The organism is Nocardia sp. NPDC057663 (genome assembly GCF_042799895.1).
Taxonomy (GTDB): Bacteria; Actinomycetota; Actinomycetes; order Mycobacteriales; family Mycobacteriaceae; genus Nocardia.
On the sequence record NZ_JBHVHX010000001.1, the window covers coordinates 903300 to 930111 of the forward strand.

At 66.3% G+C, this 26812-nt stretch carries 32 protein-coding genes, 1 pseudogene and 1 riboswitch; of the genes and pseudogenes, 16 read left to right on the forward strand and 17 right to left on the reverse strand.

The window, feature by feature from the left end; all coding sequences use genetic code 11:
• Positions 1 to 95 precede the first annotated feature (95 nt).
• The 5 genes and pseudogenes from ACFVAV_RS04245 (at position 96) to ACFVAV_RS04265 (ending at position 2416) form a co-directional block, all read left to right on the forward strand.
• On the forward strand, positions 96 to 317 hold the full coding sequence (locus ACFVAV_RS04245; protein WP_379029625.1) for a hypothetical protein: 222 nt from the start codon (positions 96 to 98) through the stop codon (positions 315 to 317).
• A gap of 2 nt (positions 318 to 319) precedes the next feature.
• Positions 320 to 1417 carry an SPFH domain-containing protein gene (locus ACFVAV_RS04250; RefSeq protein WP_379029972.1) on the forward strand — a complete coding sequence of 366 codons (1098 nt, stop codon included), beginning with the start codon at positions 320 to 322 and terminating at the stop codon, positions 1415 to 1417.
• Between the two features lie 85 nt (positions 1418 to 1502).
• The gene (locus ACFVAV_RS04255) at positions 1503 to 1850 is read left to right on the forward strand and encodes a hypothetical protein (protein WP_379029627.1); all 348 of its coding nucleotides are present in this window, start codon (positions 1503 to 1505) and stop codon (positions 1848 to 1850) included.
• A gap of 79 nt (positions 1851 to 1929) precedes the next feature.
• Positions 1930 to 2082 (forward strand): annotated as a pseudogene (locus ACFVAV_RS04260) (type II toxin-antitoxin system Phd/YefM family antitoxin); the annotation flags it as partial.
• 181 nt (positions 2083 to 2263) lie between these two features.
• Complete coding sequence (locus ACFVAV_RS04265; RefSeq protein ID WP_379029630.1) at positions 2264 to 2416, forward strand: hypothetical protein; 153 nt, start codon at positions 2264 to 2266, stop codon at positions 2414 to 2416.
• Between the two features lie 68 nt (positions 2417 to 2484).
• Here the strand turns inward: ACFVAV_RS04265 and ACFVAV_RS04270 are convergent, their stop codons facing one another.
• The 10 genes from ACFVAV_RS04270 to ACFVAV_RS04315 all read right to left on the reverse strand — a co-directional run bounded on the left by ACFVAV_RS04270 (position 2485) and on the right by ACFVAV_RS04315 (position 10833).
• Positions 2485 to 2919 (reverse strand): hypothetical protein, encoded by a 435-nt coding sequence (locus ACFVAV_RS04270; RefSeq protein WP_379029633.1) that lies wholly within the window; start codon positions 2917 to 2919, stop codon positions 2485 to 2487.
• 166 nt (positions 2920 to 3085) lie between these two features.
• Entirely contained in the window at positions 3086 to 3964 is an 879-nt protein-coding gene (locus tag ACFVAV_RS04275) for a hypothetical protein (protein ID WP_379029636.1), read from the reverse strand.
• Between the two features lie 318 nt (positions 3965 to 4282).
• Positions 4283 to 5134 (reverse strand): hypothetical protein, encoded by an 852-nt coding sequence (locus ACFVAV_RS04280; protein ID WP_379029638.1) that lies wholly within the window; start codon positions 5132 to 5134, stop codon positions 4283 to 4285.
• A gap of 79 nt (positions 5135 to 5213) precedes the next feature.
• A complete protein-coding gene (locus ACFVAV_RS04285; RefSeq protein WP_379029641.1) occupies positions 5214 to 5981 on the reverse strand; it encodes an ESX secretion-associated protein EspG in 768 nt (255 codons plus the stop codon).
• Positions 5981 to 7189, reverse strand: coding sequence for a WXG100 family type VII secretion target (locus ACFVAV_RS04290; protein WP_379029644.1), 1209 nt, complete (start codon positions 7187 to 7189; stop codon positions 5981 to 5983). The genes ACFVAV_RS04285 and ACFVAV_RS04290 overlap by 1 nt, the downstream gene beginning before the upstream one ends.
• Positions 7186 to 7536, reverse strand: coding sequence for a hypothetical protein (locus ACFVAV_RS04295; RefSeq protein WP_379029647.1), 351 nt, complete (start codon positions 7534 to 7536; stop codon positions 7186 to 7188). Before ACFVAV_RS04295 ends, ACFVAV_RS04290 begins: the two co-directional genes overlap by 4 nt.
• Before the next feature lie 105 nt (positions 7537 to 7641).
• Positions 7642 to 8184, reverse strand: a complete 543-nt coding sequence (locus ACFVAV_RS04300; protein ID WP_379029649.1) for a DUF3558 domain-containing protein — start codon at positions 8182 to 8184, stop codon at positions 7642 to 7644.
• A 242-nt stretch (positions 8185 to 8426) separates the two neighbouring features.
• Complete coding sequence (locus tag ACFVAV_RS04305; protein WP_379029652.1) at positions 8427 to 9635, reverse strand: O-succinylhomoserine sulfhydrylase; 1209 nt, start codon at positions 9633 to 9635, stop codon at positions 8427 to 8429.
• Positions 9636 to 9645: 10 nt separating this feature from the next.
• A complete protein-coding gene (locus ACFVAV_RS04310) occupies positions 9646 to 10062 on the reverse strand; it encodes a rhodanese-like domain-containing protein (protein ID WP_379029655.1) in 417 nt (138 codons plus the stop codon).
• 18 nt (positions 10063 to 10080) lie between these two features.
• A riboswitch (SAM riboswitch) is annotated at positions 10081 to 10197 on the reverse strand.
• A gap of 45 nt (positions 10198 to 10242) precedes the next feature.
• Positions 10243 to 10833: a hypothetical protein gene (locus tag ACFVAV_RS04315; RefSeq protein WP_379029658.1), complete on the reverse strand. Its 591-nt coding sequence runs from the start codon at positions 10831 to 10833 to the stop codon at positions 10243 to 10245.
• Positions 10834 to 10892: 59 nt separating this feature from the next.
• On the opposite strand from ACFVAV_RS04315, the gene ACFVAV_RS04320 reads away from it, so the two are divergent.
• Together ACFVAV_RS04320 and ACFVAV_RS04325 are read left to right on the forward strand one after the other, a co-directional pair.
• Positions 10893 to 12281 (forward strand): FAD-dependent oxidoreductase, encoded by a 1389-nt coding sequence (locus ACFVAV_RS04320; protein WP_379029661.1) that lies wholly within the window; start codon positions 10893 to 10895, stop codon positions 12279 to 12281.
• 129 nt (positions 12282 to 12410) lie between these two features.
• Positions 12411 to 13277: an amidohydrolase family protein gene (locus tag ACFVAV_RS04325; RefSeq protein WP_379029664.1), complete on the forward strand. Its 867-nt coding sequence runs from the start codon at positions 12411 to 12413 to the stop codon at positions 13275 to 13277.
• On the opposite strand, the gene ACFVAV_RS04330 is transcribed toward ACFVAV_RS04325, so the two are convergent.
• Positions 13278 to 13760, reverse strand: a complete 483-nt coding sequence (locus ACFVAV_RS04330; RefSeq protein WP_379029667.1) for a DUF456 domain-containing protein — start codon at positions 13758 to 13760, stop codon at positions 13278 to 13280.
• A gap of 128 nt (positions 13761 to 13888) precedes the next feature.
• Here ACFVAV_RS04330 and ACFVAV_RS04335 point away from each other — a divergent pair, with 128 nt between their 5' ends.
• Both ACFVAV_RS04335 and ACFVAV_RS04340 read left to right on the forward strand, forming a co-directional pair.
• Entirely contained in the window at positions 13889 to 14986 is a 1098-nt protein-coding gene (locus tag ACFVAV_RS04335; RefSeq protein WP_379029670.1) for a CaiB/BaiF CoA transferase family protein, read from the forward strand.
• Between the two features lie 81 nt (positions 14987 to 15067).
• On the forward strand, positions 15068 to 15433 hold the full coding sequence (locus ACFVAV_RS04340; protein WP_379029673.1) for a hypothetical protein: 366 nt from the start codon (positions 15068 to 15070) through the stop codon (positions 15431 to 15433).
• A 1-nt stretch (position 15434) separates the two neighbouring features.
• Here ACFVAV_RS04340 and ACFVAV_RS04345 read toward each other — a convergent pair whose 3' ends face one another.
• The gene (locus tag ACFVAV_RS04345) at positions 15435 to 16937 is read right to left on the reverse strand and encodes a PLP-dependent aminotransferase family protein (RefSeq protein WP_379029676.1); all 1503 of its coding nucleotides are present in this window, start codon (positions 16935 to 16937) and stop codon (positions 15435 to 15437) included.
• Positions 16938 to 16998: 61 nt separating this feature from the next.
• Between ACFVAV_RS04345 and ACFVAV_RS04350 the strand changes: the two genes are divergently transcribed.
• From ACFVAV_RS04350 to ACFVAV_RS04360, 3 genes are all read left to right on the forward strand, one after another.
• Positions 16999 to 17283: a hypothetical protein gene (locus tag ACFVAV_RS04350; protein ID WP_379029679.1), complete on the forward strand. Its 285-nt coding sequence runs from the start codon at positions 16999 to 17001 to the stop codon at positions 17281 to 17283.
• 48 nt (positions 17284 to 17331) lie between these two features.
• Positions 17332 to 17895 (forward strand): methylated-DNA--[protein]-cysteine S-methyltransferase, encoded by a 564-nt coding sequence (locus ACFVAV_RS04355; RefSeq protein WP_379029682.1) that lies wholly within the window; start codon positions 17332 to 17334, stop codon positions 17893 to 17895.
• Between the two features lie 154 nt (positions 17896 to 18049).
• A complete protein-coding gene (locus ACFVAV_RS04360; RefSeq protein ID WP_379029685.1) occupies positions 18050 to 18868 on the forward strand; it encodes an alpha/beta fold hydrolase in 819 nt (272 codons plus the stop codon).
• A 31-nt stretch (positions 18869 to 18899) separates the two neighbouring features.
• On the opposite strand, the gene ACFVAV_RS04365 is transcribed toward ACFVAV_RS04360, so the two are convergent.
• Complete coding sequence (locus ACFVAV_RS04365; RefSeq protein WP_379029689.1) at positions 18900 to 19193, reverse strand: hypothetical protein; 294 nt, start codon at positions 19191 to 19193, stop codon at positions 18900 to 18902.
• A 105-nt stretch (positions 19194 to 19298) separates the two neighbouring features.
• Positions 19299 to 20588: an adenylosuccinate synthase gene (locus ACFVAV_RS04370; RefSeq protein WP_379029692.1), complete on the reverse strand. Its 1290-nt coding sequence runs from the start codon at positions 20586 to 20588 to the stop codon at positions 19299 to 19301.
• Between the two features lie 266 nt (positions 20589 to 20854).
• Here ACFVAV_RS04370 and ACFVAV_RS04375 point away from each other — a divergent pair, with 266 nt between their 5' ends.
• From ACFVAV_RS04375 to ACFVAV_RS04385, 3 genes are read left to right on the forward strand one after another with little or no spacing between them, the layout of a single operon-like run.
• Positions 20855 to 21514, forward strand: a complete 660-nt coding sequence (locus ACFVAV_RS04375) for a hypothetical protein (protein ID WP_379029695.1) — start codon at positions 20855 to 20857, stop codon at positions 21512 to 21514.
• Positions 21511 to 22299: a site-2 protease family protein gene (locus ACFVAV_RS04380; RefSeq protein ID WP_379029698.1), complete on the forward strand. Its 789-nt coding sequence runs from the start codon at positions 21511 to 21513 to the stop codon at positions 22297 to 22299. The genes ACFVAV_RS04375 and ACFVAV_RS04380 overlap by 4 nt, the downstream gene beginning before the upstream one ends.
• A gap of 43 nt (positions 22300 to 22342) precedes the next feature.
• On the forward strand, positions 22343 to 23197 hold the full coding sequence (locus tag ACFVAV_RS04385) for a glycosyltransferase family 2 protein (RefSeq protein ID WP_379029701.1): 855 nt from the start codon (positions 22343 to 22345) through the stop codon (positions 23195 to 23197).
• Between the two features lie 4 nt (positions 23198 to 23201).
• Here ACFVAV_RS04385 and ACFVAV_RS04390 read toward each other — a convergent pair whose 3' ends face one another.
• From ACFVAV_RS04390 to ACFVAV_RS04400, 3 genes are all read right to left on the reverse strand, one after another.
• The gene (locus ACFVAV_RS04390) at positions 23202 to 24368 is read right to left on the reverse strand and encodes an aromatic acid exporter family protein (RefSeq protein ID WP_379029704.1); all 1167 of its coding nucleotides are present in this window, start codon (positions 24366 to 24368) and stop codon (positions 23202 to 23204) included.
• Positions 24369 to 24386: 18 nt separating this feature from the next.
• On the reverse strand, positions 24387 to 24821 hold the full coding sequence (locus ACFVAV_RS04395; RefSeq protein ID WP_379029707.1) for a DUF3151 domain-containing protein: 435 nt from the start codon (positions 24819 to 24821) through the stop codon (positions 24387 to 24389).
• A gap of 127 nt (positions 24822 to 24948) precedes the next feature.
• Entirely contained in the window at positions 24949 to 25161 is a 213-nt protein-coding gene (locus ACFVAV_RS04400; protein ID WP_379029710.1) for a hypothetical protein, read from the reverse strand.
• An 835-nt stretch (positions 25162 to 25996) separates the two neighbouring features.
• On the opposite strand from ACFVAV_RS04400, the gene ACFVAV_RS04405 reads away from it, so the two are divergent.
• A partial coding sequence (locus ACFVAV_RS04405; protein WP_379029713.1) for a hypothetical protein occupies positions 25997 to 26812 on the forward strand: 816 nt, incomplete at its 3' end.

Below are 26812 nucleotides of genomic sequence, written 5' to 3' on the forward strand. Positions count from 1 at the left end.
TGACAGAATGCTGTCAATAAGGAAATCGAAACCCACCGACAGGCCGGGCGTCGTACGCTGACGTCATTCGGTGCGAGACAAGGAGACTCAGCGCGATGATCGACCCGGTGCACGGCCTGACGGGAACCCTCACGTCGCCGATCCGGGCGGCCGGTGCGCTGGGCGAGGTCCTCGTCGCGATTCGCGGGGGCACCGAGACCTACCTCGCTCGCGCCGACGAACCGATCGCCGCGGGTTCGACGGTGTTGATCGTCGCGGTCCATCCGGGCCGCCTGGTCGATGTCGTCGCCTGGATTCCGCTCACAGAGGAGAAATGAACATGCTGGGCTATCACGTTCCCGATCCCGACGAAGCCATGCTGGTCAGCGGCGCCAAGACCAAGGACAACGCGCCGTTCAAGGTGGTCATCGGCCGTGGCACCTGGGTGGTGCCGCTGTTCCGCAAGGTCCGCTACCTGTCGCTGGCGATGTTCGAATCCGAGATCAAGGAGCGCTGTGTCACCAAGCAGGCGATCCAGCTCGACGTGCGGGCGGTGATCGCGTTCAAGGTCGCCAACGACACCCCGTCCATCGTCAACGCCGCACAGCGCTTCCTCTCCGAGCAGGAGCAGGAGATGTCGGTGCTGACCGGCCGCATCTTCTCCGGTCACCTGCGCTCGATCGTCGGCTCGATGACGGTGGAGGAGATCATCCGCGAACGTCAGAAGCTGGCCGACGAGGTCCTGCTCGCCTCGAAGGTGGAGATGGGCAATATCGGCCTGTGGGTCGACTCGTTCCAGATCCAGTCCATCGACGACGGCAACCTCGGCTACATCAATGCCCTTGCCGCGCCGCACAATGCGGCTGTGCAGCGCGACGCCCAGATCGCCCAGGCCCAGGCCGCCCAGCGCGCCGCCGAGGCCGAACAGGAATCCCTGCGCCGCCGGGCCGAATACGAGCGCGAGACCTCGATCCTCAAGGCGCAGTATCAGCGCGACATCGACAAGGCCAATGCCGAAGCGGCACAGGCCGGTCCGCTCGCCGACGCCATCGCCCGGCAGGCGGTCCTCACCGCTCAGGCCGAGCAGGCCCGCAAGAACGCCGAACTGCGCGAGCAGGAACTGCAGGCCGAAGTCGTGAAACCCGCACTGGCCGAAGCGGAACGCGTCCGCATCCTCGCCGAGGCCGAAGCCGACCGCACCCGCATCCAGGCCGAAGCCGCCGCCTCCAACAACCGCATCGCCCTGGACCAGCTGCTCATCGAGCAACTCCCCGAGATCGTCAAACAAGCCTCCAACGGCCTCGCGAACGCCAACCTCACCGTCCTCAACGGGCCCGACGGCGTCGGCGAACTCGTCAACGGCATGGTCGGCCAGGGTTTGACGGTCTTCAACTCGCTCCAGAAGGCGTTGTCCAACGGCGAGGCCGACAAAATCTGATCCGGCACCTGGCCGGGCACGATTAACGGTGCCCGGCCGGCTGTCGATCCACTGTGACGAACTCCGAGATCGAAAGGAATGACTGATGGGATGGTGGATCGGTAGCCCAGCACTGGGCGCATCCGAGAACGTGGTCTGGCGCAAGCTCGCCAATCGAACGCAGGGCAGCCGGGCTGTGGGCGGATGTCTCTACCTGACCGAGACCCGTCTCCTCTTCATGCCCACCCACCTCGATGCGATCACCGGCGGCAAGCGCTGGGAAACCCCACTGGCCCAGCTCCGCTCCCTCGGGCAGCAAAGCCCCGACGGAGGCGTGTTCAGCGGCGGCCTCCGCACCCGCCTGCGCATCGACACCGACGCAGGCACCGAACTCTTCGTCATCAACAAGATCGACGAGGTGATCGCGAAACTCGACACCGCAAGGCCCTCGTGACGCCGAAGACAACCTACAGGCGTCTCGTCCTACGATCGACGTAGGCGTTGGTAGCCAATTGCGCCCCATACTGGGCGTCATGAAGTCCATCAGTGTCGGCGAGCTGCGACAGAACCCGTCCGCGATGGTCGCCCTCGTAGAGTCGGGCGAGGTCTACGAGCTGACCCGGCACAACCACCGGGTCGGCTTCATCGTGCCCGCCGTCTCCTCGACCCAGATCATTCCGCGCAAAGTTGCCGGACGGCCCAACACCAGCGCCATCCCCCGCCATGAGCTCAGAACGGCCACCTCGATCGACGAGTTGCTCGAATCCGAGAAGGGCAGGTGGTGAAGTCGTTCTACCCACGGCAAGTACATGGCAACCGTCGCCGAGTACCTCGGGTTCCCGGTCTACGACCCGGTCCGGTAGGCCGGTGAGCACCGAAACAGGAATCGCCCTGGACTATCCGGTCCAGGGCCGATTCCTGTTCGTACTAGCTCAGGGCGTGGTCGAGGTCGTCGAGGAGAAGGTCGCCGATGTTTTCGAGGCCCAATCTAGATGCGGACGACGCCGCCCGAAAGGCTGATGGAGGATCGGCCTTTTCGGCGATAGCTCGTTAGTTCGTACCGGCTGGAGTCCTCCACGGTCACACGATCACTTCGGCTGGGTCTCAGCAACCCTCCGAGTCCAGTCGATGACGAATTCTGCAGCTCTCCGCTTGTTCTCGTCCGTCAGGTGCAATGCTCCGCTCTCGGTCACCGTGTTGTACTCGTAGATTGTGAAGGACCCGTTCCATTCACCTATTCGCGTAACAAAAGATATTCTGGGAAAGTCTGCCCAGACTGGATCTGTGGTCACATCCTCTACCCAGATGCGCTCGCCCATCCCGAGAATTTCCCTATACCCTTCCTGTCGCCATACCTCAGCAGGGTGGGAGATGTCGGGAGTGCGCTTCATGTTGATCGCCCCGCTTTGACCATCGTCATTCAACTGACGCAGACCGCAGCTCGCCTCTTGCGGGAAAGGAACGCCATTTAGGTCGCCAGAACCCACTTCAGTGTGCAGATCGCGTGCACGCAACTCGTTCACGAAGAATACGTTCAGAGCAGTGCACAGATCTGATAAAGTTATGCCGGCTTTTGGTTCGACTGTAGGCAATGGCGCTGGCGACGGTTCGACTGAACAGCCGAATATCAGCATCGATGCTGAAGCCATGAAGAAGCATGCCGCAATTCTAGCGATTACAAGATAGCGTCTACGCCTCATGCGACCAGTCCGATTTGTCTCCGTCGTTGACCGAAGCATCGCCGAGTGCTACACGTAGCCCTTCTGCACCGCTTCCATATGATGCCACTACCCCAGGAGGCCAGTGATTATCTGGAATATCCTGCTGCACCTTCAGATCCGACGCAATACTGTTCGCCGCTTTAAGGTTAGCTTGAGCGCTGGTTGCGACTGAAGACGTTATTCCAAGTATGAAGGTGTTCGAAGCCTGAACAACTGTGACCAGATCAGTCGAAGCCGTCAGGGGGCCGAAAGGTAGGTTAAAGAAGGATGACGCCATCTTTGCACAGAATGACGTCACCTTTTCCACCAGTTGCTGCGCTTGCGTCGCTAAGGTTGTATACAGAGTTAGCTCAGCCGCGGCGACAGACTCCAAATTCACTGCGATATTTTCACACAGGCTAGACATAGCCGGAAAGGCCTTGTCTTGCCGAATGCGCAGCTCACGATATCGAGTAGCGGCATCTCCGGTCCATTCACCGATCAAATCCGTCTCACCGAACGAAGTCCGCGCCGCGTAGATATCATTTCTGATCATGCGCCATTGATATGCGAAGTCCATGAACGTGACTGGAATCTCAAGCCCCGGATTCATCTCCGCAAGTTTCTGCCCCGTTTCTCCAAGCGCAGTGTTAATCTTGTCTCGATTCCCCCAGGCCAAGTCAACCTGCGCCTCTACGGTTAGTGCATTGGCGGGATTGACCACAGCTCCGCTGTAACCACCGGTTCGAATAATCTTGACGAGATCTCCGTGCCAATCCTGGACCTTTTGAGGAAGGTTGCCGATAGCGTTCTCGCTAGATCGGATTGCGGCGATTTGTTTCTCAAGCTCTCCGCGAGTATCTGTCACGATGTTTCCCGCTGCGTGTCAAACTCGCCTCTCTGCCTATTAAGCGAGTCGGCCAACCTACCGTTTTCCTCCGCGTACGCCCTGTGCGCAGTTTGCAACACTTCGGCTATATCGCGGCAGACTACTTCTCCCTCAAGTAGGATATCCGAGACATACCCCGGGGAGGGCGCATACTTTACGAGTGCGAGCCCAAACGTTCCAGCTTGATTCTCACCGATTTCTACAGTCGGACGCTTGGCCGCCGCATTTGCGAGATGAGACGCAGCTTCGTACCATTTACTGGCAGCATGGACCATAAGGTCCAGTGAAACCTGTAGTTTATCGGCCATGCGCTTCCACCCCTCCACTAACGAGGTAATCTCTGTGGCGATCCATATGATACTTGAGATCCTCGTCGCTATATTGCGAATAATCCTGTTTTGTAGCGAATACCGGGCGCAGCGATCTGATCTGGTTCGCGCACCATATTAGTTCGTCAGCGAGGCGATGGGTGTCGACCGAAGCGACCCAATTGGGCGATACCGCAATCGACTGCATATAAGTACGGTCAGCATACACAGTGACCGAGTTTTCTCCATCAAGAGATACGCATCCGTGCACTCTATATTCAGCATCCTTAGTCATGTCATTAAAGAGTTCGACATACTCGCCCCAAGTCGCAGTTTCAAGTAGCATAGCCATGATCGTCCGCGTGTCCGGAACCGCCGACTCGCTAACATCCTGTGGTGTCGGCCTAGGGTTGATGGAGTACACGCTCGCTAATCGATCAGAGGCCGCAGACTGGTAGGCTTGCGTCAATTCACCGCCGACCTCATGTGGCCCGACATATCGACTCCAACTTTGACTGAATTCAATCTGTGTAGGCAGAAATCCCCGATCAAGTTCCATGGCAACAAAGCGTGAGCCGCGTCGATCCGGATTCAGTCGAGAATCAGCCGCTGAGCCGCCGGCGAGCAGACTCTCCGCTCGCACTGTTTCAGTCGGCATCGGCTGCGTGTATCTAGCCGGAGTTGAGAGGGAACCTGGCCACTCCTGATTATATGCCGTTTGGCCGCTTTCCTTCGTTGGCTCGTCATGCTTGGCAGAGGCGAATGGCCTACGCCGATCCAACGGCTCCTCGTCCCAGAATTCATCGGGATCGTCATAATGATTGAACCACCCTTGCGTCACAATTGACACCTCCTCATAACGACTACCACATTTCAAAGAACGACCGCGGTGGTCCTGTACGACCCGGCGGGTGGCCTCCTCACCAGTTAGTCTCCTGCTGATCACGCATTGCTCGCAGGTGCGCGTCAATCCATCGAGTCAGCTGCGAGGCTAACGCCGTGTTGTCGCCCGGTGTGATGTGGATCGAGTCGACGGTTCTACGTTGCAGGTAGCGGCCGTCGTCGGCGTAGTCGAGCCATTCGATGAAGTGAGTGGGATCGGACCGGCTGTGGAGGTTACCGGCGCGGATGGAGGCCGATCCGGAGCCGGTCATCGGGCGATCGATGAGGCGTAGGTATCGCTCGCGCGGCGTATTGCGGGCGACATCGACGAAGTAGTTGTCACGCTCGTATTCGAGCTCTCGTGGATGGAGTTCTTCGGGACGTTGCCGGCCTGGCGCACAGTCAGGGACGCGGGAAGCGATTCCCTTTCCGAGGTTCTCGGGGCGGCCTTGGCGGACCCAGATCGGTCCATCGACCCCGTCGATCACGGTTTGGGCAGCGATGACTGCGTAGTAGAGGTCGCGGACGCCGATGATTCGGTGCTGTGTGTGGTTGTGGGAGCGGGCTGCGCCGGTTTCTGCAAAGACCTCGACGCGCAGTACCGAGGTCTCCAGGGTACGGAGAGCTCGGTCGATTGCCGCGGTCTCGTCGGCCGTGTATCGGCCGCGGACGGCGCGGCAGTGTTCGTCGAACCCTTCGCGGTAGCGGAAGCGACTCGTGAAGTGCAGCGGACGAGGGAAACGGTCACGGGCCTCGTTCAGCCACAGGGCGGCGAAGTCATCGGGTTCCCAGTTCCATTCGGACATCAATTGCTCCCGGTGCGGGGCTGTTGCCGGTCTTCACGGGGTGAGTTGGCGGAGGGAAAGTTGCCACCGAGTACCCCACCACTGACCACCAAGGGAAGTTCGCCGAGGAGTTCTTCCGTATTGGCCTCATTGATCAGGTAGTCGGGTGTCTTATGTTCGGACTCGTCGTCTTTGCCCCGGCCTGCACCCGGCCCCATCATGCCCGGCATGCCGGATGCTCCACGGCCACCGGCGACTGCTGCACCACCCGTGGAAGCAGCGGCCGCCAGCGGCGCAATTATCGAGGTGCCCGGTACCGCTTTGCCTGCTCCCGGTGTGCCAGCGACGGGGAGCCCGCTGGTACCGCCGGGCCCACCGCCCGACCCAGGGCTGGTCCCCGGGGAGCCGGGGTTGGTTCCGGCAGGGGACGTGGCAGCCGGTGTGGTCAAGGGGGAATTCGTATCCTGGTCGGTGTCGGCCGGCGTCGTATCTGTGCCGTCATCGTCATCGGTCGAACTGTCTTCCGTCGACGACGGATCTTCGGTTGTGGAATCCTCGGAAGTGGAGTCCTCTGCCGGATCTTCCGACGAGTCGTCCTGGGTGGTTGTCGATGGCTGCGTTGTCCCGGAGTCCGTATCCGGTTGGCCGCCACCGTTGTCCGTGTCGCCGCCGGCGGGGTCGTCTCCCGGGTCGTCCTGTGGCTGAGTCGGGTTGGTCGGTCGCGGCAAGACCGGGATCGCATTGTCGGTGCCAGCGAAGGGAGCCACATATTTGTTGCTCATCACGTCGCGCGCGTCGTCTTCGGCGTCCTCACGCTGCCCACGAACGACCGCCTTGTTCCACGGCATGCTATCGAGGAAGCCAGGATCCACTTCGCCCGGTAGGGATGTTTTGGTATTCACCGCGGATGTGGCGGCGGCTGTGACCTGATCGCTCATGGCGGTAAATGCAGGCGTGAGTTTGTCTGCGTCGGTGGTGTACTGACGGATCGCGTTGACAGATGCGTCCGCAGAACTACCCTCCCAAGCCGAAGCGATCGAGACCTGCATGCGCTGGCGAAACTGCTCGAGCGCCTGCGTCCACTTGGTTCCGGATTCTCGGTATTTCGTTGCGGCGCCGTTGGCTGGGTCGGTCGCGACGTTTTCGAACGCAGCCAGAATCCCCTTGTGAGTCCAGCACAGCGGGATCTCGGTCGCCGGTGGGATCTTCACCGGTTCGGTGCCGGTCATTTCGTCCCTGCCTGTTCTAGGGCCGTCACCTGCGCGTTGAAGCGGCCAGCCCACTCCGCATCAGCAGCCATCAATCGATCGCGGATCAGTTGGTGCAAGGTTCGGATGTCTTCGACGATGGTGTAGTGCTCTTCGAGGACGTCGTAGAAGGAGTCATCACCGCCACGCGCCTTGCTGCGGAAACGAGATGCCATCACTCGCGCCGACGACAGACCTGAATCCGCATCATCACCAATGCCCCACGTCTGAATCTGCGAGATGAATGTCATCTCGGTCTGAATCTGACGGATCGTGTCTTGAAACTCAGTGCACTCGTGATCGATTCGTGCGAACTCCTCAGGCTCCATGCGTAGATTCAAGGCACCTGACCGCGCCTGTTCGATCAAGCCGGTGAACGGGCTCCCGCCACTTTCTCCCGCCAATTTTCCCCTCCTTCAATGCAATACAGCGGTTCAGAGACTTCCCGGGATCGACGGTGCGATTCTCTCCGTGAGAGATCGCGCGATCTGGCAGGAGTCCAGATGGCCGGTGTCGCGCCCGGATGGCGGGTTGACGACGGTGAACTCGACACTGCCGGCCTGTACCGCCACGTTGACCGTGCACACGTCTTTGATGTTCGGCCCCTCGAACTGCCGTGTGGAAATCGCCTCACGACCACCGACCGAGAACTCGGCGGCATCCTGGAAGTGGCGCTCGCGCACCATCGGCACGGTGAGATTGGTCATCCGAACACTCAGGGTGTAGCCGCCACCGCCCCGGTAGACCCAGCCACAGCCCTTCCAGACAACCCCGCCTGGCGCCTCGGTGATTGTCGGCTCCTTCTTATAGAGCCGTTCCTCGGTCAGTACCTGTTCGGGAACATCCGTGCACGGATCGAACCCGGTGGGCACGCTTTTGGCGAGCTCACGTCCGTTGACGGACAACGTCGAAGTCGGAGTCGAACCGCCCTCCCCCGACGCATCACAGCCGACGATCGCGGCCGCGATGCCCGCCACTCCGAGTGCGACGCAGACAGATCTGGCCAAGCGAATCATGTCATTCCCTCCCCGAGGATGTCGCTGGCAGCCTATCAGCCAGTCACGGCCGCACCAGTCGATGACAGCTCGGCAACTGTCAAAACAACAGGGCCAGTAGCCATTCGAAGAGTCTGCCAATCCATCGAAGGATTCGACTGCCCAAGGACGGACCAGCCGACGACGTTCGTTTCGACAGGCTGACCCTGGGCATTCCGCTGGACCTAGCTCAGGGCGTGATCGAGGTCGCCGAGGAGGTCCTCGATGTCCTCGAGTCCGACCGAGATGCGGACCACACCGTCGCTCAACCCGATCGACGCGCGGCCCTCAGGGCCCATCGCTCGGTGGGTGGTCGTGGCGGGGTGGGTGATCAATGTCTTCGCGTCGCCGAGGTTGTTGGAGATGTCGATGATGCGGAGGCGGTTGAGGACCTCGAAGGCGCGCTTCTTGCCGTCGTCGCCGGCGAGTTCGAAGGTGACGACGGTGCCGCCGCCGGACATCTGCGAGGTGGCGAGGGCGTGCTGTGGATGTGATTCCAGGAAGGGGTATTTCACCCAGTTGACCGACTTGCTGGTCTCCAGGAACTGGGCGACCTTCAGTGCCGATTCGGTGGACTGGCGCACGCGCAGCGGCATGGTCTCCAGGCCCTTGAGCAGGGTCCAGGCGTTGAACGGGCTCAGGGCGGGGCCGGTGTGGCGCATCAGGTTCTTGACGGGGCCGTCGATGTAGTCCTGGGCGCCGAGGATGGCGCCGCCGAGGACGCGGCCCTGGCCGTCGATGTGCTTGGTGCCGGAGTAGACGACCACGTCGGCGCCGAGTTCGAAGCCGCGCTGCAGCAGCGGGGTGGCGAAAACGTTGTCCAGCACCACCTTCGCGCCCGCGGCGTGGGCGAGCTCGGTGACCTTGCGGACGTCGACGAGGGTCTGCATCGGGTTGGCCGGGGTCTCGAAGAACACGGCCTGGGTGGGCACCGAGAGCGCCTGCTCCCACTGCTCGAGGTCGTCACCGTCGACGAAGACGGTTTCGATGCCCCAGCGCGGGAGGATCTCGTTGCACACCACGAAGCAGGAGCCGAACAGGCTGCGGGCCGCGACGAGGCGATCGCCGGCCTTCAGCAGCGCGCCGAGCGCGGTGAACACCGCGGACATGCCCGACGCGGTCGCGAACGCGGCCTCGGCGCCGTCGAGCAGGCGGATGCGCTCCTCGAACATGGCCACCGTCGGGTTGCCGTAGCGGGAGTAGACGAAGTGCTCGACCTCGCCGGTGAACGACGCTTCGGCGGCTTCGGCGCTCTCATAGACGAAACCCGAGGTCAGGTACAGCGCCTCGGAGGTCTCCTCGAAGCCGGAGCGGCGCAGGCCGCCGCGGACGCCGAGGGTGGCGGGGCCGACGCCCTCGGGCAGTGGCTTGTCGAACGAACCACCGGTGATCATGCGTTTCTCCTTATGCCTGACGCCACGGCAGGCCGACCGCGCGCCAACCGGTGTTGCCGCGCTGCCCGAACGCGTCGGGGCCACCTTCGAAACCGTCGAGCACGTTGTAGGACGGGGCGATGCCCGCCGCGGTCGCCACGGTCGCGGCGCCGATGGAGCGCTGACCGGAGCGACACAGGAACACCACGGGCGCGTCGGCCGGGCGCTCGGCCAGCGCCTGCTCGAGCTCGGCGGCGAACTTCGGGTTGCGGGTGCCGGTGCCGTCGACCCACTCGATGAAGTGGGCCGGGCGCTCGATCGAGCTGGTGTCGGGGATGCCGATCTGTGCCCACTCACCTTCGGTGCGCACGTCGACCAGCACCGCGTCGGGGTGCTCGGTCAGAATCTCCCACGCCTTCTCAGGGGTGATGTCGCCGGCGTAAGTCATGTCGAAACCTCCTGCGTGAATCCGCTCTTGCCGTGGCGGTTGTCCGGCGCACGGCCAGGTCGTCACCCGGAGCACCCCACCGCGGAGGAGGGTTGCCGACCAGCGAGCCGGGGCTTGGCGCTGGTACTCATGACCTTGCGATCCGAGATTGCCCCGGCACAGGTCACGATGTCAAACGGTTCACGGCGTGCAGACCAGCCAGGCGCCGTCGACCCGGGTCAGGTTCCAGGTGCTGGTGGACGTCGTGTCGCCGATCTGCACGGTGGCGTCGATCTTGGCCCGATCGCCGTTGACGGTCGCCTTGTCGAAACCCTTCTTGTCGATCGTCACGGCCGATTTCGGGCCGCCGAGCCGTTCGGACAGTCCGGATTTCTCCTCGTCGAAGCCGGGGCACGCGACCCCAGGCGGTGGACGCAGCTCACTGCGCGAGCGGGCGTCGATATAGTTGGAGACGGCGGCCGTGAGCCGATCGGCCTCTGTGACATTTTTCTCAGCGGGGGAGAGCAGCCCGCCGAGCACGATGCCGATGAGCACGACGACCGCGATCACCGCGGCCGCTACGAACGGGACGACGGAACGGTTGTCGGTCTGATCCACCACGATGGGCTGGTCTTCCGAGCCTGATTGTTCCTCGTTCATGCTGTAATCCTGACAGACCCGGCGCGGGCAACCACACCGCGCGCCGGGTGGCCACAACGCCGCAGATAGAATTGCCTCCGAATATGGCCTGCTGCCGACGTCGAAGGCAGCTGCCAGCAGCCGGATCGCCAACTTAGCCTAAGCTAAATTGACGCCGTCAACAGTTCTCGACCAAAGGGTGCGCGTAGAAAATGACCGAACAGAGTGCAGCGACCCGCCCGCTCCGCATTGCGATCGTGGGCGCAGGACCGGCCGGTATCTACGCCGCCGACGCCTTGATGAAGTCCGATGCCGACGTGAGCATCGACCTCTACGAGCGCATGCCTGCGCCCTTCGGTCTGATCCGCTACGGCGTCGCGCCCGATCACCCGCGCATCAAGGGCATCATCACCGCCCTGCACAAGGTCCTCGACAAGGACCAGGTGCGGCTGCTCGGCAACATCGACTACGGCACCGACATCACCCTGGACGACCTGCGTCAGTTCTACGACGCGGTGATCTTCTCCACCGGCGCCAACGCCGACCGCGCCCTGCCGATCCCCGGCATCGACCTCGACGGCTCCTACGGTGCCGCGGACTTCGTGTCCTGGTACGACGGGCACCCCGACGTGCCGCGCTCGTGGCCGCTGGACGCGGAGAAGGTCGCCGTCCTCGGTGTCGGCAACGTCGCCCTCGACGTCGCGCGCGTGCTGGCCAAGACCGGTGACGAGCTGCTGCCGACCGAGATCCCGCCGAACGTCTACAAGGGGCTCAAGGAGAACAAGGCCGTCGAGGTCCACGTCTTCGGACGCCGTGGCCCCGCCCAGGCCAAGTTCACCCCGCTCGAGCTGCGTGAACTCGATCATTCCCCGACGATCGAGGTCATCGTCGATCCCGAGGACATCGACTACGACGAGGGTTCCGAGGCCGCGCGCCGCAACTCCAAGCAGGTCGACATGGTCGCCAACACCCTCGAGCAGTGGGCGATCCGCGACCAGGGCAACCGCCCGCACAAGCTGTTCCTGCACTTCTTCGAGTCCCCCGCCGAGGTCATCGGCGAGGACGGCAAGGTCGTCGGTCTCAAGACCGAGCGCACCCAGCTCGACGGCACCGGCAACGTCAAGGGCACCGGCGAGTTCAAGCAGTGGGACGTGCAGGCGATCTACCGCGCCGTCGGCTACCTGTCGCAGAACATCACCCAGCTGCCGTTCGACGACCAGGCCGGCACCGTGCCGAACGAGGCCGGTCGCGTGATCTCCGACGAGACCGCTGAGGGCGACGCCCGTTTCATGCCCGCCACCTACGTGACCGGCTGGATCAAGCGCGGCCCCGTCGGCCTCATCGGCCACACCAAGGGCGACGCCAACGAGACCATCGCCTGCCTGCTCGACGACGCCAAGGACTTCGCCCCGGCGCCGCAGCCCGAGCTGGACGCGGTCACCACGTTCCTCGAGGGCAAGGGCATCCCGTTCACCACGTGGGCAGGCTGGTACCGCCTCGACGCGCACGAGCGCGCTCTCGGCGAGCCCGAAGGCCGTGAGCGCGTGAAGGTCGTGGAGCGCGAGGACATGCTGCGCGCCTCCGAGCCGAACAAGGTCTAGGATCGGACCCCGAGAAGCCGGTGGGTGACAGGACGCCACGTTCTGGAACCCGCCGGCTTTTCTGTTCCACGGCCACCGTCACAACGGCCGGACTGTTCCATTCCGCCGAACTCGAGGCATTCTGTACAAGTGTTCGATGCCCACGTCCACATCATCGATCCGCGGTTCCCGCTGATCGAGAACGAAGGCTACCTGCCTGACCCGTTCACCATCGCCGACTATCGAAAGCGCATGGAGCACTTCGATGTTCGTGGTGGCGCCGTGGTCAGCGCGTCATTCCAAGGCTCCGATCAGTCGTATCTGAAAACCGCGCTGGCCGAACTCGGCGACGGGTGGGTCGGGGTCACCCGGCTGGATCTGGACGCCACCGACGACGAGATCCTCGAACTGGACCGCGCGGGCGTGCGTGCCCTGCGGTTCAATCTCAAGCGCGCCGCCGCCGACATCACCGAGATGACCCTGCAGGCGCTGCGCGCGCACGAGCTGGCCGGCTGGCACGTCGAGCTCTACATCGACGGGCAGATGCTGGCCTCGCTGCAGCCGGTCATCTCCAAGCTGCCCGCGCTCTCGATCGACCACCTCGGCATGTCCGACGAGGGCGTGCCCTATCTGCTCGATCTGGTGGATCGCGGCGCCAGGGTGAAGGCGACCGGTTTCGGCCGGGTCGACATGGACGTCGCGGAGACGATGCGCCGCATCCACGCGGTCAATCCCGGCGCGCTCATGTTCGGCACCGACCTGCCCGGCACCCGCGCGGGCAGGCCGTTCGAGGACACCGATGTGGACCTGATCTGCCAGGTCGTCGGCGCCGATATGCGCGCGGTGCTCGAGGACAACGCGCGCGAGGCCTACCGGCTGCCCGCCGTGAAGCGGTCGGCGACCGACCCACTGCCGACGATGCCGATCCGGCGCACCGACAATCCGACCGTGCCGATCCCCCGCAACCAACTGCCCGGCGCGGGCGAGCACACCCGCCCGCTGCCGGTCATCGAGTAGTCAGGCCAGGATCGAGCCGGTGAGCCACACCCCGGCGGCGACCAGCGCGCCGAGCAGCTCGACCAGCATCGACAGGCCGACGCCCTTGAGCGCGTGCAGCGTCGCGGGCCAGGCCAGCTGGTTGGTCTTCACGCGGTACAGCTCGGCCAGGTACACGCCGAGCACGAAGCCGATGAACAGGCCGACGATCGGGATGACGAAGAAGCCGACGACGCCCAGGATCGCGCCGACCAGCAGCGACCGGTTCGACACCCCCGCCTCGCGCATCCGCCTGCCGGGCCAGGTGTATTTCACGACACCGGAGATGGCCAGCGCGACCGTGGCGATCGCGAGGACCGCCCAGGCCTCGGCACCGCCGGTCATGAAGGCCCACACCGCGATTGCCGCGAAGATCAGGATGACGCCAGGCAGGATCGGAACGATCACACCGATTAGGCCGACCAGAATGACGAGGCCTACGATGACCTCACCCCACACGCTCACTACCGGGTTCCTCCCATTGTGGCGCCGAGTCGCGCCACCCGGAATTCTCACTCATGCCCTACCCGGCTCGCCATCCCGACGCTATTGTCAGAGTGTCAATACCGTTCGACGATGAACAGAGGTCAGGTGTGAGCGAGTCCACCACCGCCAAGCAGGGACCCCTCGCGGGGATCAAGGTCATCGAGCTGGCCGGCATCGGGCCAGGCCCCCATGCCGCGCTACTGCTGGCCGACCTCGGCGCCGACGTGGTCCGCGTGCAGCGTCCCGGCATGATGCCCGGCTTCATGGAGCGCCCGCAGTGGCGTGGCCGGACCATCGTCGAGGCGAACCTGAAGGACCCAGCCGACGTCGCCAAGATCCTCGACCTGGTCGAGAAGGCCGATGTGCTGCTCGAGGGCTTCCGTCCCGGCGTCACCGAGCGCATGGGCCTCGGCCCCGACGACGCGCTGGCCCGCAACCCGCGCCTGGTCTACGGCCGGATGACCGGCTGGGGTCAGCACGGCCCGCTCGCCGATCGCGCGGGCCACGACATCAACTACATCTCGCTGACCGGCGTGCTCAACGCCATCGGCCGCAAGGGTGAGCGGCCGGTGCCGCCGCTGAACATGGTCGGCGACTTCGGTGGCGGCTCGATGTTCCTGGTGTTCGGCGTGCTCGCCGCGCTGGTCGAGCGGCAGAGTTCCGGTAAGGGCCAGGTGATCGACGCCGCGATGGTCGATGGCGCGCTCGCCCTGTCGCACATGATCTGGGGCATGCGCGGAGTCGGCCTGTGGTCCGACGAGCGCGGCACCAACCTGCTCGACACCGGCATGGCGTTCTACGACACCTACGAGACCTCCGACGGCAAGTACATGGCCGTCGGCGCGATCGAGCCGCAGTTCTACGCCGAGCTGCTGGCCGGGCTGGAGATCGACCCGGAGGGTCTGCCCATGCAGATCGATCCGAACGGGCAGGAGCAGCTGCGCAAGCTGTTCGCGGACAAGTTCAAGACCAAGACCCGCGACGAGTGGGCCGCGATCTTCGACGGCACCGACGCCTGCACCACTCCGGTGCTGACCTTCACCGAGGCCGAGCAGAATCCGCACATCGTGGCCCGTACCGGCCTGATCGATATCGAGGGCGTCGTCCAGCACGCGCCGGCGCCGCGGTTCTCCCGCACTCCCGGTGGCGTGCCGACGCCGCCGCCGTCGGAGACGACACCGATCGAATCGGTCTGGGTTGACTGATTTGCGGGCCTGTCGCCGGTAGTCTTATCGACTATCGACGACGACAGGCTACGGATCCGCACCGGCCACCGGCCACCGAAGGTGCTCGCCGCGCTCATCGCGGTCACCACCTTCGGCACCGCGTTGCTGTTCTTCGCCTTGGCCGAAGGAATGCTGGACAATCGCAAAGGCCAGCTCGTCGAATCCCATTGCCGCAGTGACGCCCCGGCGCCCATGGCGGCCAGCGCGCTCTACGGCCTCGCGGCCGGGCTCGCGCTGGCCAGCACCGTCGCGCTGGTGTTCCTGCTGGTGCTGCTGTTCCGCTATCCGTCCAGGCGCAGCGCCATCGCGGTGCCGCTCACCACGGTCGCCGTCCTGGCGTCGACGCTGTTCATGCTCGGCGTCGGCTACGAGACCGTGCGACCCGCATCCGCGTCGGCCGGATCCCACTCGTGCGGATCCGGCTGACTCAGTAGCAGGTGAGCGGTTGCAGCGGATCGGCGGCGCGTGGGGTGAGGGCTTCGTAGGCGGCGGCGATCGATTTCACGGCCAGGCGCAGGTCCGGTTCGGGGTGGGTGAAAGGTAGGCGCAGGAAGCGTTCGAACGCGCCCTGGACGCCGAAGCGTGGTCCGGCGGCGAGCAATACGCCGTGGTTGGGGGCGGTGGCGGCCAGCGCGGTGGAGACGGGGCTCGGCAGCTGAGCCCAGACCGACATGCCGCCGGCACCGGGCGCGATGTACCAGCCGGGGAGATCTTCGGCGACGGCGTCGAGCAGGGCGGCGCGCTGGGCGCGCAGCTGGTCGCGGCGGTGCTCGAGGATGGGTTCGGCGTTCTCGAGCAGGTGGACGGTGGCCAGCTGGTCCATCACCGGGGTGCCGAGGTCGACGGTGGCGCGGATGCCGAGCAGCTTGGTGATCAGCGCCTGATTGGTGCGGATCCAGCCGACCCGCAGACCACCCCAGAACGACTTCGACGCCGAACCGATGGTGATGATCTCCGAGCCCTTGGCGAACGCGGCGACCGGTGGCGGCATGGTCGCACCGGACAGGTTCAGATCGCTCATCGACTCGTCGACGACGACGGTCATCCTGGTGTCGCGGGCGATGGCGGCCAGTTCGGCGCGGCCGTCGGCGTCGAGCAGCAGGCCGGTCGGGTTGTTGAAGTCGGGGACCAGGTAGGCCAGCGTCGCCGCGGTCTGCCTGGCGGTGCTGCGCAGACCGTCGAGGTCCCAACCGGCGTGCGGGAATTCGGGACGCAGCGGCACCGGGATGGGGCGGGCGCCGACATCGCGGATGGCCTCGATCGCGTTCGGGTAGGTGGGGTGCTCGATCAGCACGCGCGCGGCGGGCGAGGTGAGCACGTTGAGCAGCAGCCGGAGTCCGTGCTGGGCACCGAGCGTCACCAGGATCTGCTCGGGCTCGGTGGGCAGGCCGCGGGCGGTGTAGCGGCGGGCCAGCGCCTCGCGCAGGGCGACCACGCCGACCGGGTCCATGCCGTGCGTGCCGAGATAGGCCGGAATGCCTTGCAGCGCGGTCGAATACGCGTCGTGCAGCTCCGGCGGAGCCGACATCGCGGCGTAGGTCATGTCGATGGTCGGCAACTCCGGCTGTGCCATCAGCGCCATGATCCCGCGGGTCGGCTTGGAGCCGTCGTGCTGGATGGCGGGCGGCAGCGCCACCGTGCTGCGGGAGCCCTGGCGGCTGATCAGGTAGCCGTGCTCGCGCAGCAGCGCGTACGTCGAGGTGATGGTGGTGCGGCTGACGCCGAGGGTGGTGGCCAGATCGCGCTCGCTGGGCAGGGCGACGCCGAGTGGGGCGCGCCCGTCGTGGATCAGCAGCCGGATCGCCTCGGCCAGGGCCAGATAGGCGGGGCGGTGCGGGCGGCGCTCGGGGGAATCGCCGCCGGTTTCGGGGTCACGCCACCGGCCGAGGTCGCGGGCCAGGCCCGATGCGCCGATCACTCTTGTCGCCATGAAGTCCAGTATTCCGTAAGTGGATATTTCTAGGCAAGGCCAGTCGGAGGATTCTTACGACATGACCACTTTCCTCGCCCTCGCCGTCGCCACCGCCTTCGGATACGCGGTCTATCACTTCTCGCCGAAACGGGGGGAATTGCCGTTCTGGCCGTTCCAGTATCTGCCGCACGACCGGGCTTTCGGCACCTACGATGACCAGCGGCTATTCCGCGATCTGGATGCCATGCGGGTGCACGAGGACGAGCCGGAGGCAGTATCGGGAAACGCCACCGTCGACAATCCAGTCCAGTTGCCGAAAACTGGCCCTCTCAAGCCTGGAGAGCGCGGGCCGCTCGCCGCGTGAGCGCGGGGCGGGCCGGAATCTGTCACCGGGTCGGCGCACACTGTGATCATGAGTTCCGGAACCAGGACCGAACCGGTTGCCGCGGCACTGTTCGACACGGCGATCGGCCTGTGCGCGATCGCCTGGCACGGCGAGACCGTCGTGCGGTTCCAGTTACCCGAGGCGAGCGAGGAGGAGACGCTCGCCCGGATCACCAGGCCACTCGGCGGCGTGCCGGTGGCCGAGGACGAACCGGGGCCCGCGATCACCGCGGCGATCGCGGGGATTCGCGCCCATCTGGCGGGCACGGTCGACCCGTTGCGCTGGATCGACGTCGACCTGCGCGGTGTGCCCGACTTCCACCGGGCCGTCTACGCGGTGACCCGTGCGATCGACCCCGGCCACACGCTCAGCTACGGCGACATCGCCACCCGCCTCGGCGCGCCGGGCTCGGCCCAAGCCGTCGGACAGGCGCTGGGGCGCAACCCTGTTCCGCTGATCATCCCCTGTCACCGGGTCCTCGCCGCCGACCACGCGCTGCACGGTTTCTCCGCGCCCGGCGGCATCGGCACCAAGGCGCGGCTGCTGGAGATCGAGCGGACCCCCGGTTTCGGCGAGCCGACGTTGTTCTGATCCTCGACCGATGAATTCGCCGGGTGGACGTCGTCTCCACAAGCAAGCCGGGAAGATCGGATTCGCCGGCGGGAAACCCGTGCCGACCTGCACCGGACCCGATCGCGTAACGTCGAGTCCGGTGGTCACACGGCCCGTATCGAGAGGAACCACAATGCAGACTGTGACGTCGGCCGACGGCACCACGATTGCCTACGACCGGGTCGGGGAAGGCACGGCGGGGACGGTCATCCTGATCGGCGGCGCGTTCAGCTACCGCGAGTTCGCGACCATGGTCGAGCTCGCCCAGACGCTGGCCGCCGACTTCGACCTGACGGTGCTGAACTACGACCGGCGCGGGCGCGGTGACAGCACCGACTCCCCCGGCGTGTACGACGTGAACAACGAGATCGCCGATATCGCCGCGCTGGTCGAGGCCGCGGGCGGGAAGGTGGCGCTGTTCGGCTGGTCGTCCGGTGCCGCGCTCGCGCTGCTGGCCGCGGCCGCGGTGCCCGGCGTGACCGAGGTGGTCGCCTTCGAGCCGCCGTTCGTGGTCGACCCGAAAGATCATGTGCCGCCGAAGGATCTGGAAGCCAAGCTGCATCCGATGATCGCCGCGGGCGACCGCAACAAGACGGTCCGCTACTACATGACCAAGGCGATGGGCATGCCCTGGTTGATGGTCACCGCGATGCGCGTGACCCCGTTCTGGAAAAACCTTGCCGCGACGTCCAATTCGACCGCCCACGACTGGGCCGTGATGAAGCCGTACATGCGCGGCAAGAAGCTCGACGCCGCGGAGTGGAGCGGTGTCACCGTTCCGGTGCTCGTCCTCGCGGGCGACCGCACCGCCCCGATGCTCACCAAGGGCGCCAAGGCCGCCGCCGCGGTCCTGCCCAACGCGACGTTCGCCGAGCTTCCCGGCGTCAGCCACAACCCGAAGGTCTCGATCCTTGCTCCCGCGATCGGCGAATTCCTCACCCGCACACGATGATCCGCACGCGACAGCCCTGAGCGCCACAGCGTCAGGGTGGTGGTGGGTGGTCCAGGTAGAACTGGCAGGGATCGCCGGTGAGATAGCCGTCCATGCAGGCGAAGTAGGCCTGCACGCAGGCATTACTCGTGCAGCCTGCCGTGTAGAGCATCCCGCGGATGCGCTCGTTGCGCTGTTGGGAGGGGAGCAGGGTTTGCGCCGGCGGCGGCACCGAACTCACCGGTGAGGCGCTGGGCGGCGGTGTCGGTTCGCCCGGCGAGCTACAGCCGGGCAGGACGGCGAGCGTGAGCAGCGCCGCGACAGCGAGACCTGTACGCACCGACATCAGCAACCTCCGTCCGCAACCCGCCTCGACCGTACCCCGGTCTGCGACCCAACAGCGAAAACTGCCCCTCCCCGAGACCGGGAAGGGGCAGTTCACGAGGAAAACTCAGCCCAGGACGTCGTGCCGGACGATGGTCTGGTCGCGGCCGGGGCCGACACCGATGCACGAGATCCGCGCGCCCGACAGCTCCTCGAGCCGCAGCACGTACGCCTGCGCGTTGGCGGGCAGCTCCTCGAAGGTGCGGGCGTGCGAGATGTCCTCCCACCAGCCGGGCAGCTCCTCGTAGATGGGCTTGGCGTGGTGGAACTCGGTCTGGGTGGTCGGCATCTGCTCGACCCGCTCGCCGTCGATCTCGTAGGCGACGCAGATCGGCACGGTGTCCAGACCGGACAGCACGTCGAGCTTGGTCAGGAAGTAGTCGGTGATGCCGTTGACGCGGGTGGCGTAGCGGCTGATCACCGCGTCGAACCAGCCGCAGCGACGGGCGCGGCCGGTGGTGACACCCACCTCGCCGCCCTGCTTGGCCAGGAACTCACCGAAGTTGTCGAACAGCTCGGTCGGGAACGGGCCGGAGCCGACGCGGGTGGTGTAGCACTTGAGGATGCCGAGCACCGTGTCGATCTTGTTCGGGCCGATGCCCGAACCGACCGCGGCGCCGCCGGAGGTCGGGTTCGACGAGGTGACGAACGGGTAGGTGCCGTGGTCGACGTCGAGCAGGGTGCCCTGCGAGCCTTCCAGCAGGATCGTGTCGCCGCGCTCGAGCGCCAGGTTCAGCTCGAGGCGGGTGTCGGAGATGCGGTGCTTGAACGACTCGGCCTGCTCGAGCACCTCGTCCACCACCTGCTGCGGATCCAGCGCGCGGCGGTTGTAGATCTTCACCAGCACCTGGTTCTTGAACTCCAGTGCGGCTTCGACCTTCTGGGTGAGGATCTTCTCGTCCAGCACGTCGGCGACGCGGACGCCGACGCGGGCGACCTTGTCCTGGTAGCAGGGGCCGATGCCGCGGCCGGTGGTGCCGATCTTGCGGCTGCCGAGGAAGCGCTCGGCGACCTTATCGATGGCCACGTGGTACGGCATGATCAGGTGCGCGTCGGCGGAGAGCAGCAGGCCGGAGGTGTCGACCCCGCGCTCTTCCAGACCGGCGAGCTCGTCGAGCAGCACACCGGGATCGACGACGACACCGTTACCGATGACGTTCTTGACGCCAGGGGTGAGGATGCCGGACGGGATCAGGTGCAGCGCGAACTTGTCACCGTTGGGGAGGACCACCGTATGGCCGGCGTTGTTGCCGCCCTGGTAACGGACCACCCACTGCAGCCGCTCGCCGAGCAGATCGGTAGCTTTGCCCTTACCCTCGTCGCCCCATTGGGCACCGATGAGGACGATTGCCGGCATTTCGGAGTCTCCTACAGATCGACGGCAGCACACTGTGTACTGCAGCTACCTGCCGTAGGACGCTGCGCGTCCAGTCACTGAGGCGGTGGCCGGAGACACAGTCTAGCCGACGCCTGATCAGGACCCCTCGACCTGCCCTGCCGGAGCGTGCCGCCCCCCGGCCCCCGCCGACGCCCGGATCGGTTACGGTTATTTGCCGGCAGGGGGTTTGCCGTGTGCTTGTGGGCGACACACCGTCGGCCGTACCGAGGAGGGTGTACCGCAGTTTGAGTACCCACGTTCTCCGATGTGGCGACATACCGGTCCCGATCGCGCTCGCCTCGCTGCCGACCACCCAGACCGGTCCGCTGCCCGACCTCGCGATCATCGACGAATTGCTGCCGGTGCTGGCCGCCGACAGCCTGCCGCGGTTGATCGTGCTCGGCTCCGATGCCGGCCTCGCCGCCGTGCTCACCCATCTGATGCGCACCGAGCGGCTGCACGTCGAAGTGGGCTTCGTCCCGGTCGAGACGACTTACGCCTCGCGGGTCTATCAGACCGCCACCGGCAATGCCGCCGCCAAGATCGCGGTCGACGGCCGTGCGATCGAGACCCCGCTGATCCGCGACGACACCGGCACCGTGCTGGTCGGCCGGGCGAGCATCACCGGCATCGACGGCGCCGCCCTCGAAGGCGAGGCCTACGTCGACGACACCCTGCTGTTCAGCGGCACCGTGGCGACGATGCTGATCTCGCCGACCATGACGATGCCCGGGGTCCGCGCGCGGATCCGCAAGGGCTTCCGCAAGCGCACCTGGGTGTCCGGCCGCGCGGCGCAGCTCGGCACGCCGGGCGCGATCGTCACCCGGGACGGCATCACCGCCGAACGCAAGGTGCCGCGCTCGACCTTCTACCGATTCGAACAACCCTGGCTCCTGGTGCGATGACATATTCCTTCACGCCGGGCAGGCGGACCGGCCACAGCGCGGTCCGTCCCAGCCCGGTCTTTCTGCTCATCGTCCTGGTCACCGTGGCCGGTGGCGCGCTGGCCTGGGATGCCGACGTCCAGTCGGTGCGGGCCAAGGTCGGTGTCTTCATCCTCGTGGTGTTCGGCTGGATCATCAGTCTGTGCCTGCACGAATTCGCGCACGCCTATGTCGCGTGGCGGGCGGGCGATCACGAAGTGGAGGTGCGGGGCTATCTCACCCTGAATCCGCTCAAGTACAGCCATCCGGTGCTGTCGATCGGCCTGCCGCTGTTGTTCATCGCGCTCGGCGGCATCGGATTGCCCGGCGGCGCAGTGTATGTGGACATCACCAGGTTCCGGTCGAGTGTGCAGCGATTGGTCAGCGCTGTCGGTCCGGCAGCCAACGCCCTGTGCGCGGTGGTGCTGCTCGTGATCGTGCGGGCATCCGGGTCGCTCGGTGAGCACGCGGCGTTCTGGTTCGGGCTCAGTTTTCTTGCGTTCCTGCAGATCACGGCGTTTCTGCTGAACATTCTGCCGGTGCCCGGCCTGGACGGATACGGCATCATCGAGCCGTCGCTGAGTTACGAGACTCGCCGGGCGCTCGACCAGTTCAAACCGTACGGCATGCTGATTCTCTTCGCTGTCATCTTCTTCACACCGCTGAGTCAGGTGTTTTTCAACGGTGTTTACGCTTTGTTCGAGCTCTCCGGGGTACCAGAGGGGTGGGCTGCCTACGGCAGCTACATGACTCGCTTCTGGCGTTGATAGCCTGACGCGGGTCAGCCACGACTCTGGAACGGAAACGCATATGGGCTCCACTGAATTGCCCGTAGTCCTGTCGGTCGTCATCCCGGCGCTCGACGAAGCGTCCTGCATCACCGCCTGCCTGGAACGCCTGGTCGGCCAGGACGCCGTCGACGAGATCATCGTCGTCGACAACGGCAGCACCGACGGCACCCGCGAGATCATCGCCGAACTCGCCATCCGCTACCCCAAGATCGAATTGCTAGAGGAGCCGGAGCCGGGCGTCGCGCATGCGCGCAATACCGGCTTCGACAAGTCCCGCGGCGACTACATCGGCCGCATCGACGCCGACACCCTCGTCGGGCCCGACTGGGGCGCCACCGTGCGCGCGCACCTCGACGCGCATCCGGACACCATGGCGGTGACCGGCATCAGCACCTACCACGACTCCCCGATCGGCTTCTTCCTCGCGGCCGTCATCGAGGGGCAGCAGCGGCTCGGCCTGATCAAGCAACAGCCCGTCGGCAACGTCCACGGCGCGAACATGGCGATCCGGCGCAGCGCCTGGCAGCAGGTGCAGGACGCCACCACCACCCGCCGCGATCTGCACGAGGACCTGGATCTGGCTTTGTGCTTGACCAAGGCGCAGCTGCGCATCGACCAACTGCCCCCGCTGCGGGCCGAGATCTCCGCGCGCCGGCGCAAGACCCCGCCGAGCGTCTGGTGGAAGTACCAGCTGCGCGGCCTGCAGACCATCGCCAATCAGGGCTACAACGTGGTGCCCTTCCACCGCGCCGTGATCACCGGCGCCTGGGTGATGCACACCTCGCAGTGGCCGATCTACCGGGCGTGGGACTTCGACCGCAAGCGGTTCTCGCTGCGGTCCGGTCGCCCACGGGTCTCCCCCGTCGGCGACTGAACTCTCATTCCTCCGGCGTCACATACGGATTGGGCACGGTCGGCGGGAGCAGCGCCATCGCCGAGATGCGCTGCATCCCGCAGACCACCATCAGATCCACCACGATCGACCGGATCTGGGCGAACACCACATGCGCCGAAAGACCCGCCCCGGCAACCAGTTCCGGGCGGGCATTCTTGGCGACACTGCGCAGCGCGCGGGTGGCCTCGGCCTGATCGGGCTGCTCGCCGGGATCGGCCAGCATCATCTTGCGGACCACGTCGGTGGTGTGGCCGAGCTGGTTGACCAGGTCGATCAGGCGCGGGTCGAGCACCTCGTCGTCGCGGACCAGGGTGAGTGAACGGCGCAGCAACACACGGGTATTGCGCACCGCGTTGTCGAGCGGATCGGCCGCGGAACGAATACGGGCGAGCCGCTTGCGGGAGTTCCAGTACAGCGGCGAGATCCGGCTGACCTCACGGCCGCCCTCCAGCGCCGAGCGGAGCGCGTCGATCTGGCCCTGGGTGGCGCGCACCGCCGTCAGCGCGTCGTGCACCTTGGCCGAGTCCTGCTCGAGCAGGCCGTCGGCGCAGGTGATCATGGATTTACTCATCACCGACAGCACGTCGGCCGCGTGTTCGCGGGCTCGGCGCACGGGGTGCAGCGGGATCAGGCCCACCATCAGCACCCCGACCAGGCCACCGACAAGGGCGTCGATCATGCGCCCCGGCCCCTCGGCGGCGGACTGGCTCAGAGTCGCGACCAGCACGGCCGAACCGGCGGCCTGGATCGTGATGATCGAGCCGCCGTCGAGGAACACCGCGCACACCATCGCGGCGGCGACGACCAGCCCCACCTGCCAGACACCCGTCCCGACCTGCGCGATGAACAGGTCACCGATGCCGATGCCGACGGCGACGCCGACCACCAGCTCCACCGACCGGCGAATGCGGGCGCCGAAGGAGATGCCGATGGAGACGACCGCCGCCGTCGGCGCGAAGAACGGCTCAGGGTGGCCGATGACGTTGTGCGCGATGAACCAGGCCAGTGCCGCACCGAGCGAGCACTGGATGATCGGGATCGCCGACAGCCGCAGCCGCACCGAGGACGCCTTGAAGCGATCGACGGTGCTGGTTTTGGCGGCCGCTACTACCGGGGTTGCCGCGGCGACGACGGAGTTGGTATCGCTCACCTACGACTCGGCCACGACTCAGTCCAGGCCTAGTTCGGCCGCCGCGCGGGGATCGCAGTCTTCGAGCAGATCGAGGCAGCGGGCGTACTCTTCGGTCTCGCCGATCGTCTTCGCGGCCCTGGCCAGCGCGCCGACGCTGCGCAGGAAGCCCTGGTTCGGCTCGTGGTTCCACGGGACGGGGCCGAAGCCCTTCCAGCCGTTGCGGCGCAACAGGTCGAGGCCGCGGTGGTAGCCGGTGCGGGCGAACGCGTACGCGGCGACGGTGTCGTGATTGACCTCGCCGCCCGCGCGCTCCAGCGAGTTCTCGGCGAGCTGGGCCCACGCCACCGACGCGGCCGGGTGGTCGGCGGCGACCTTGACCGGGTCGGTGCCCGCCGCAATGGCGTCTTCGGCGTCGATCAATTCAGGAAGGAGGACCGGCTGCGGTCCGAGCAGGTCACCGAAGGAGGTCATGGGTTCATTGTGCACCGGCCTGCCGAACGAGTTCGCCCGGCCCGCCGCGGGGCGATCAGCGAACTCCCCCGCGCAGCGCGCATTAGGCTGACCCAGGAGTGGAACGTTCGAGCCTGAGCGAGGGGTACTAGGTGTCCGACCCGACCGACGAGAACAACCCGGCAGCCGAGCCTGCCGACCCCGGCGCGACCGGGCGCAGCGCCCAGCGTGGCGCCGATTCGTCGAGCGCCGGCAAAGCCGCGCCGCCGACCGGCGCGCCCAAGTCGACCCCTGAAGCGGTCACCGAACCGGGCAGGGCGACCGTCCCCCCGGCCGGGGGGACCGCGGAGACGGTCGTCATCCGGCGCGGGGAGCTGCCGGGGACGGCGGGTGCGCGCGGTGAGCAGGCTGCGGGCGGGCCGGGTTCCGGCGGCAGCCCAGGTTCGGCCGGTGGACAGGGTTCACCTGGCGGCTCGGGTTCCGCCGGCGGGCCGCGTCCGGCGGGCGGGCAGAGTTCGATCAGTAGGCCGACGCAGGCTCCCGGTCGACCGGTTGATGCACCCGGTGGACGACAGCATTCGAACCCCGCGGGGCCCATGGGCGCACCCAGCGGACCGCGACCCCAGGGCGGTCCCGGCACGCCACAGCAGGCGGGCCACCCCGGCAGTGCACCCCAGCATCCTCCGGCACCACCCCGCCGCGCCCAGCCCGTCGGCCGATCAGGGAACGCCGCGGGTGGACAACAAGCCTCGCGACCGGGCGGCGCTTTCGGCCCACAGCCATCAGGCCGACCCGGCACCCCACCGGCCGGCCCCCGATCCCCAAGCGGCCCCCCGCAGTCCAGCGGCCCGGGCAACGCGCCTGGCGGACAGCCCTCGGGTCAAGACAACGCGCCTGGTGGGCGACAGCCCCTTGGCCAGGGCGGACCACGTGCCCAGGGTGGGCCCGGTGGATCACAGCCGAGTGGGCGACCCGGCACTGCGCCTGGTGGTCAACGGCCTTCGGGAGTCGGCAACGCGCCCGGCGGATCACGGCCGCAGGGCGGACCTGGCGCGATTGCGGGACAGGGCACTGCGCCTGGTGGACAACAGCCTTCGGGTCGCGACAATGTCCCCGGCGGTTCGCAGGGCGCCGGGCAGCCTCCGGTGCGGCCGGTCGATCGGCCTGAGGGTGGGTCGCGGGCAGGTGGGCCGGGAGTGGGCGCTGCTGTCGCGGGATCGCAGGAGAACGTCGGTCGGCCAGGGCCTGATGCGGGTCGTGTCGGCGCGCCCGTGCAGGACAAGGACTCGAATGCCGCGGCCGCCTCGCCGTTGGCGGGGCTGTCGAAGGGACTGCCCGACGGGGATCGGGCCGCGCAGGCGAGCGCCGGTCGTCAGGACGATCGCGTGGTCGATCCCGCGAGTCCTGATGCGCCGACCACGGCGATGTCCATCCCTGGCCGGCAATCGTCTACCGCCCCGGCTGATTCGGCGGATGACGCCACCGCGAGGATTTCGAGCGCGCAGTCGAAGGCCGCGCAGGCGGACATTCCGACTGCCGGCATGAGCCAGGTCGATCGCCCGTCGACGTCGGATGCGAGGTCCGGCAGGGCATCCGCTGTCGCCGGCGCAGCAGCGGGCGCGGCGCTCGCCGGCGCTGCTGCGGCAGGCGCAGGCACCACGCCTGACGACACCTCGGCCGACAACACCGCGGCGAGCGCGGATCGTCCGGCTGCGAACGAAGGCCCGGCAGACTCCACGGCCGCCGCATCGGCAGGCGCTGACGCGACCGGCGCCACCGATGCAGCGGGTGCCTCCGCCCCGGCGGCGGGTGACACCGCGGACGAGGGCACCACAGCAGCGACCACAGGTTCTGCGACCGGTGCCAGCTCTTCAGCGCCAGGCACAGACTCCGCGACCGGCCCAGACGGTGCGGCAGGCTCGCGCTCCGCGGCAGGCGCGGGTGCTGCGGCAGGCTCGCGCTCCGCGACCGGCCCAGGCGCTGCGGCAGGCTCGCGCTCCGCGGCAGGCGCG

Coding starts and splice junctions, on each gene's coding strand:
- ACFVAV_RS04380 (WP_379029698.1), top strand. CDS start 21,511: ATGACATATTCCTTCACGCCGGGCAGGCGGACCGGCCACAGCGCGGTC.
- ACFVAV_RS04290 (WP_379029644.1), bottom strand. CDS start 7,189: ATGACCGGCACCGAACCGGTGAAGATCCCACCGGCGACCGAGATCCCG.
- ACFVAV_RS04245 (WP_379029625.1), top strand. CDS start 96: ATGATCGACCCGGTGCACGGCCTGACGGGAACCCTCACGTCGCCGATC.
- ACFVAV_RS04395 (WP_379029707.1), bottom strand. CDS start 24,821: ATGACCTCCTTCGGTGACCTGCTCGGACCGCAGCCGGTCCTCCTTCCT.
- ACFVAV_RS04305 (WP_379029652.1), bottom strand. CDS start 9,635: ATGATCACCGGTGGTTCGTTCGACAAGCCACTGCCCGAGGGCGTCGGC.
- ACFVAV_RS04345 (WP_379029676.1), bottom strand. CDS start 16,937: ATGGCGACAAGAGTGATCGGCGCATCGGGCCTGGCCCGCGACCTCGGC.
- ACFVAV_RS04355 (WP_379029682.1), top strand. CDS start 17,332: ATGAGTTCCGGAACCAGGACCGAACCGGTTGCCGCGGCACTGTTCGAC.
- ACFVAV_RS04310 (WP_379029655.1), bottom strand. CDS start 10,062: ATGACTTACGCCGGCGACATCACCCCTGAGAAGGCGTGGGAGATTCTG.
- ACFVAV_RS04285 (WP_379029641.1), bottom strand. CDS start 5,981: ATGTCCGAATGGAACTGGGAACCCGATGACTTCGCCGCCCTGTGGCTG.
- ACFVAV_RS04250 (WP_379029972.1), top strand. CDS start 320: ATGCTGGGCTATCACGTTCCCGATCCCGACGAAGCCATGCTGGTCAGC.
- ACFVAV_RS04385 (WP_379029701.1), top strand. CDS start 22,343: ATGGGCTCCACTGAATTGCCCGTAGTCCTGTCGGTCGTCATCCCGGCG.
- ACFVAV_RS04255 (WP_379029627.1), top strand. CDS start 1,503: ATGGGATGGTGGATCGGTAGCCCAGCACTGGGCGCATCCGAGAACGTG.
- ACFVAV_RS04295 (WP_379029647.1), bottom strand. CDS start 7,536: ATGGAGCCTGAGGAGTTCGCACGAATCGATCACGAGTGCACTGAGTTT.
- ACFVAV_RS04320 (WP_379029661.1), top strand. CDS start 10,893: ATGACCGAACAGAGTGCAGCGACCCGCCCGCTCCGCATTGCGATCGTG.
- ACFVAV_RS04370 (WP_379029692.1), bottom strand. CDS start 20,588: ATGCCGGCAATCGTCCTCATCGGTGCCCAATGGGGCGACGAGGGTAAG.
- ACFVAV_RS04365 (WP_379029689.1), bottom strand. CDS start 19,193: ATGTCGGTGCGTACAGGTCTCGCTGTCGCGGCGCTGCTCACGCTCGCC.
- ACFVAV_RS04350 (WP_379029679.1), top strand. CDS start 16,999: ATGACCACTTTCCTCGCCCTCGCCGTCGCCACCGCCTTCGGATACGCG.
- ACFVAV_RS04400 (WP_379029710.1), bottom strand. CDS start 25,161: ATGACGACCGTCTCCGCGGTCCCCCCGGCCGGGGGGACGGTCGCCCTG.
- ACFVAV_RS04360 (WP_379029685.1), top strand. CDS start 18,050: ATGCAGACTGTGACGTCGGCCGACGGCACCACGATTGCCTACGACCGG.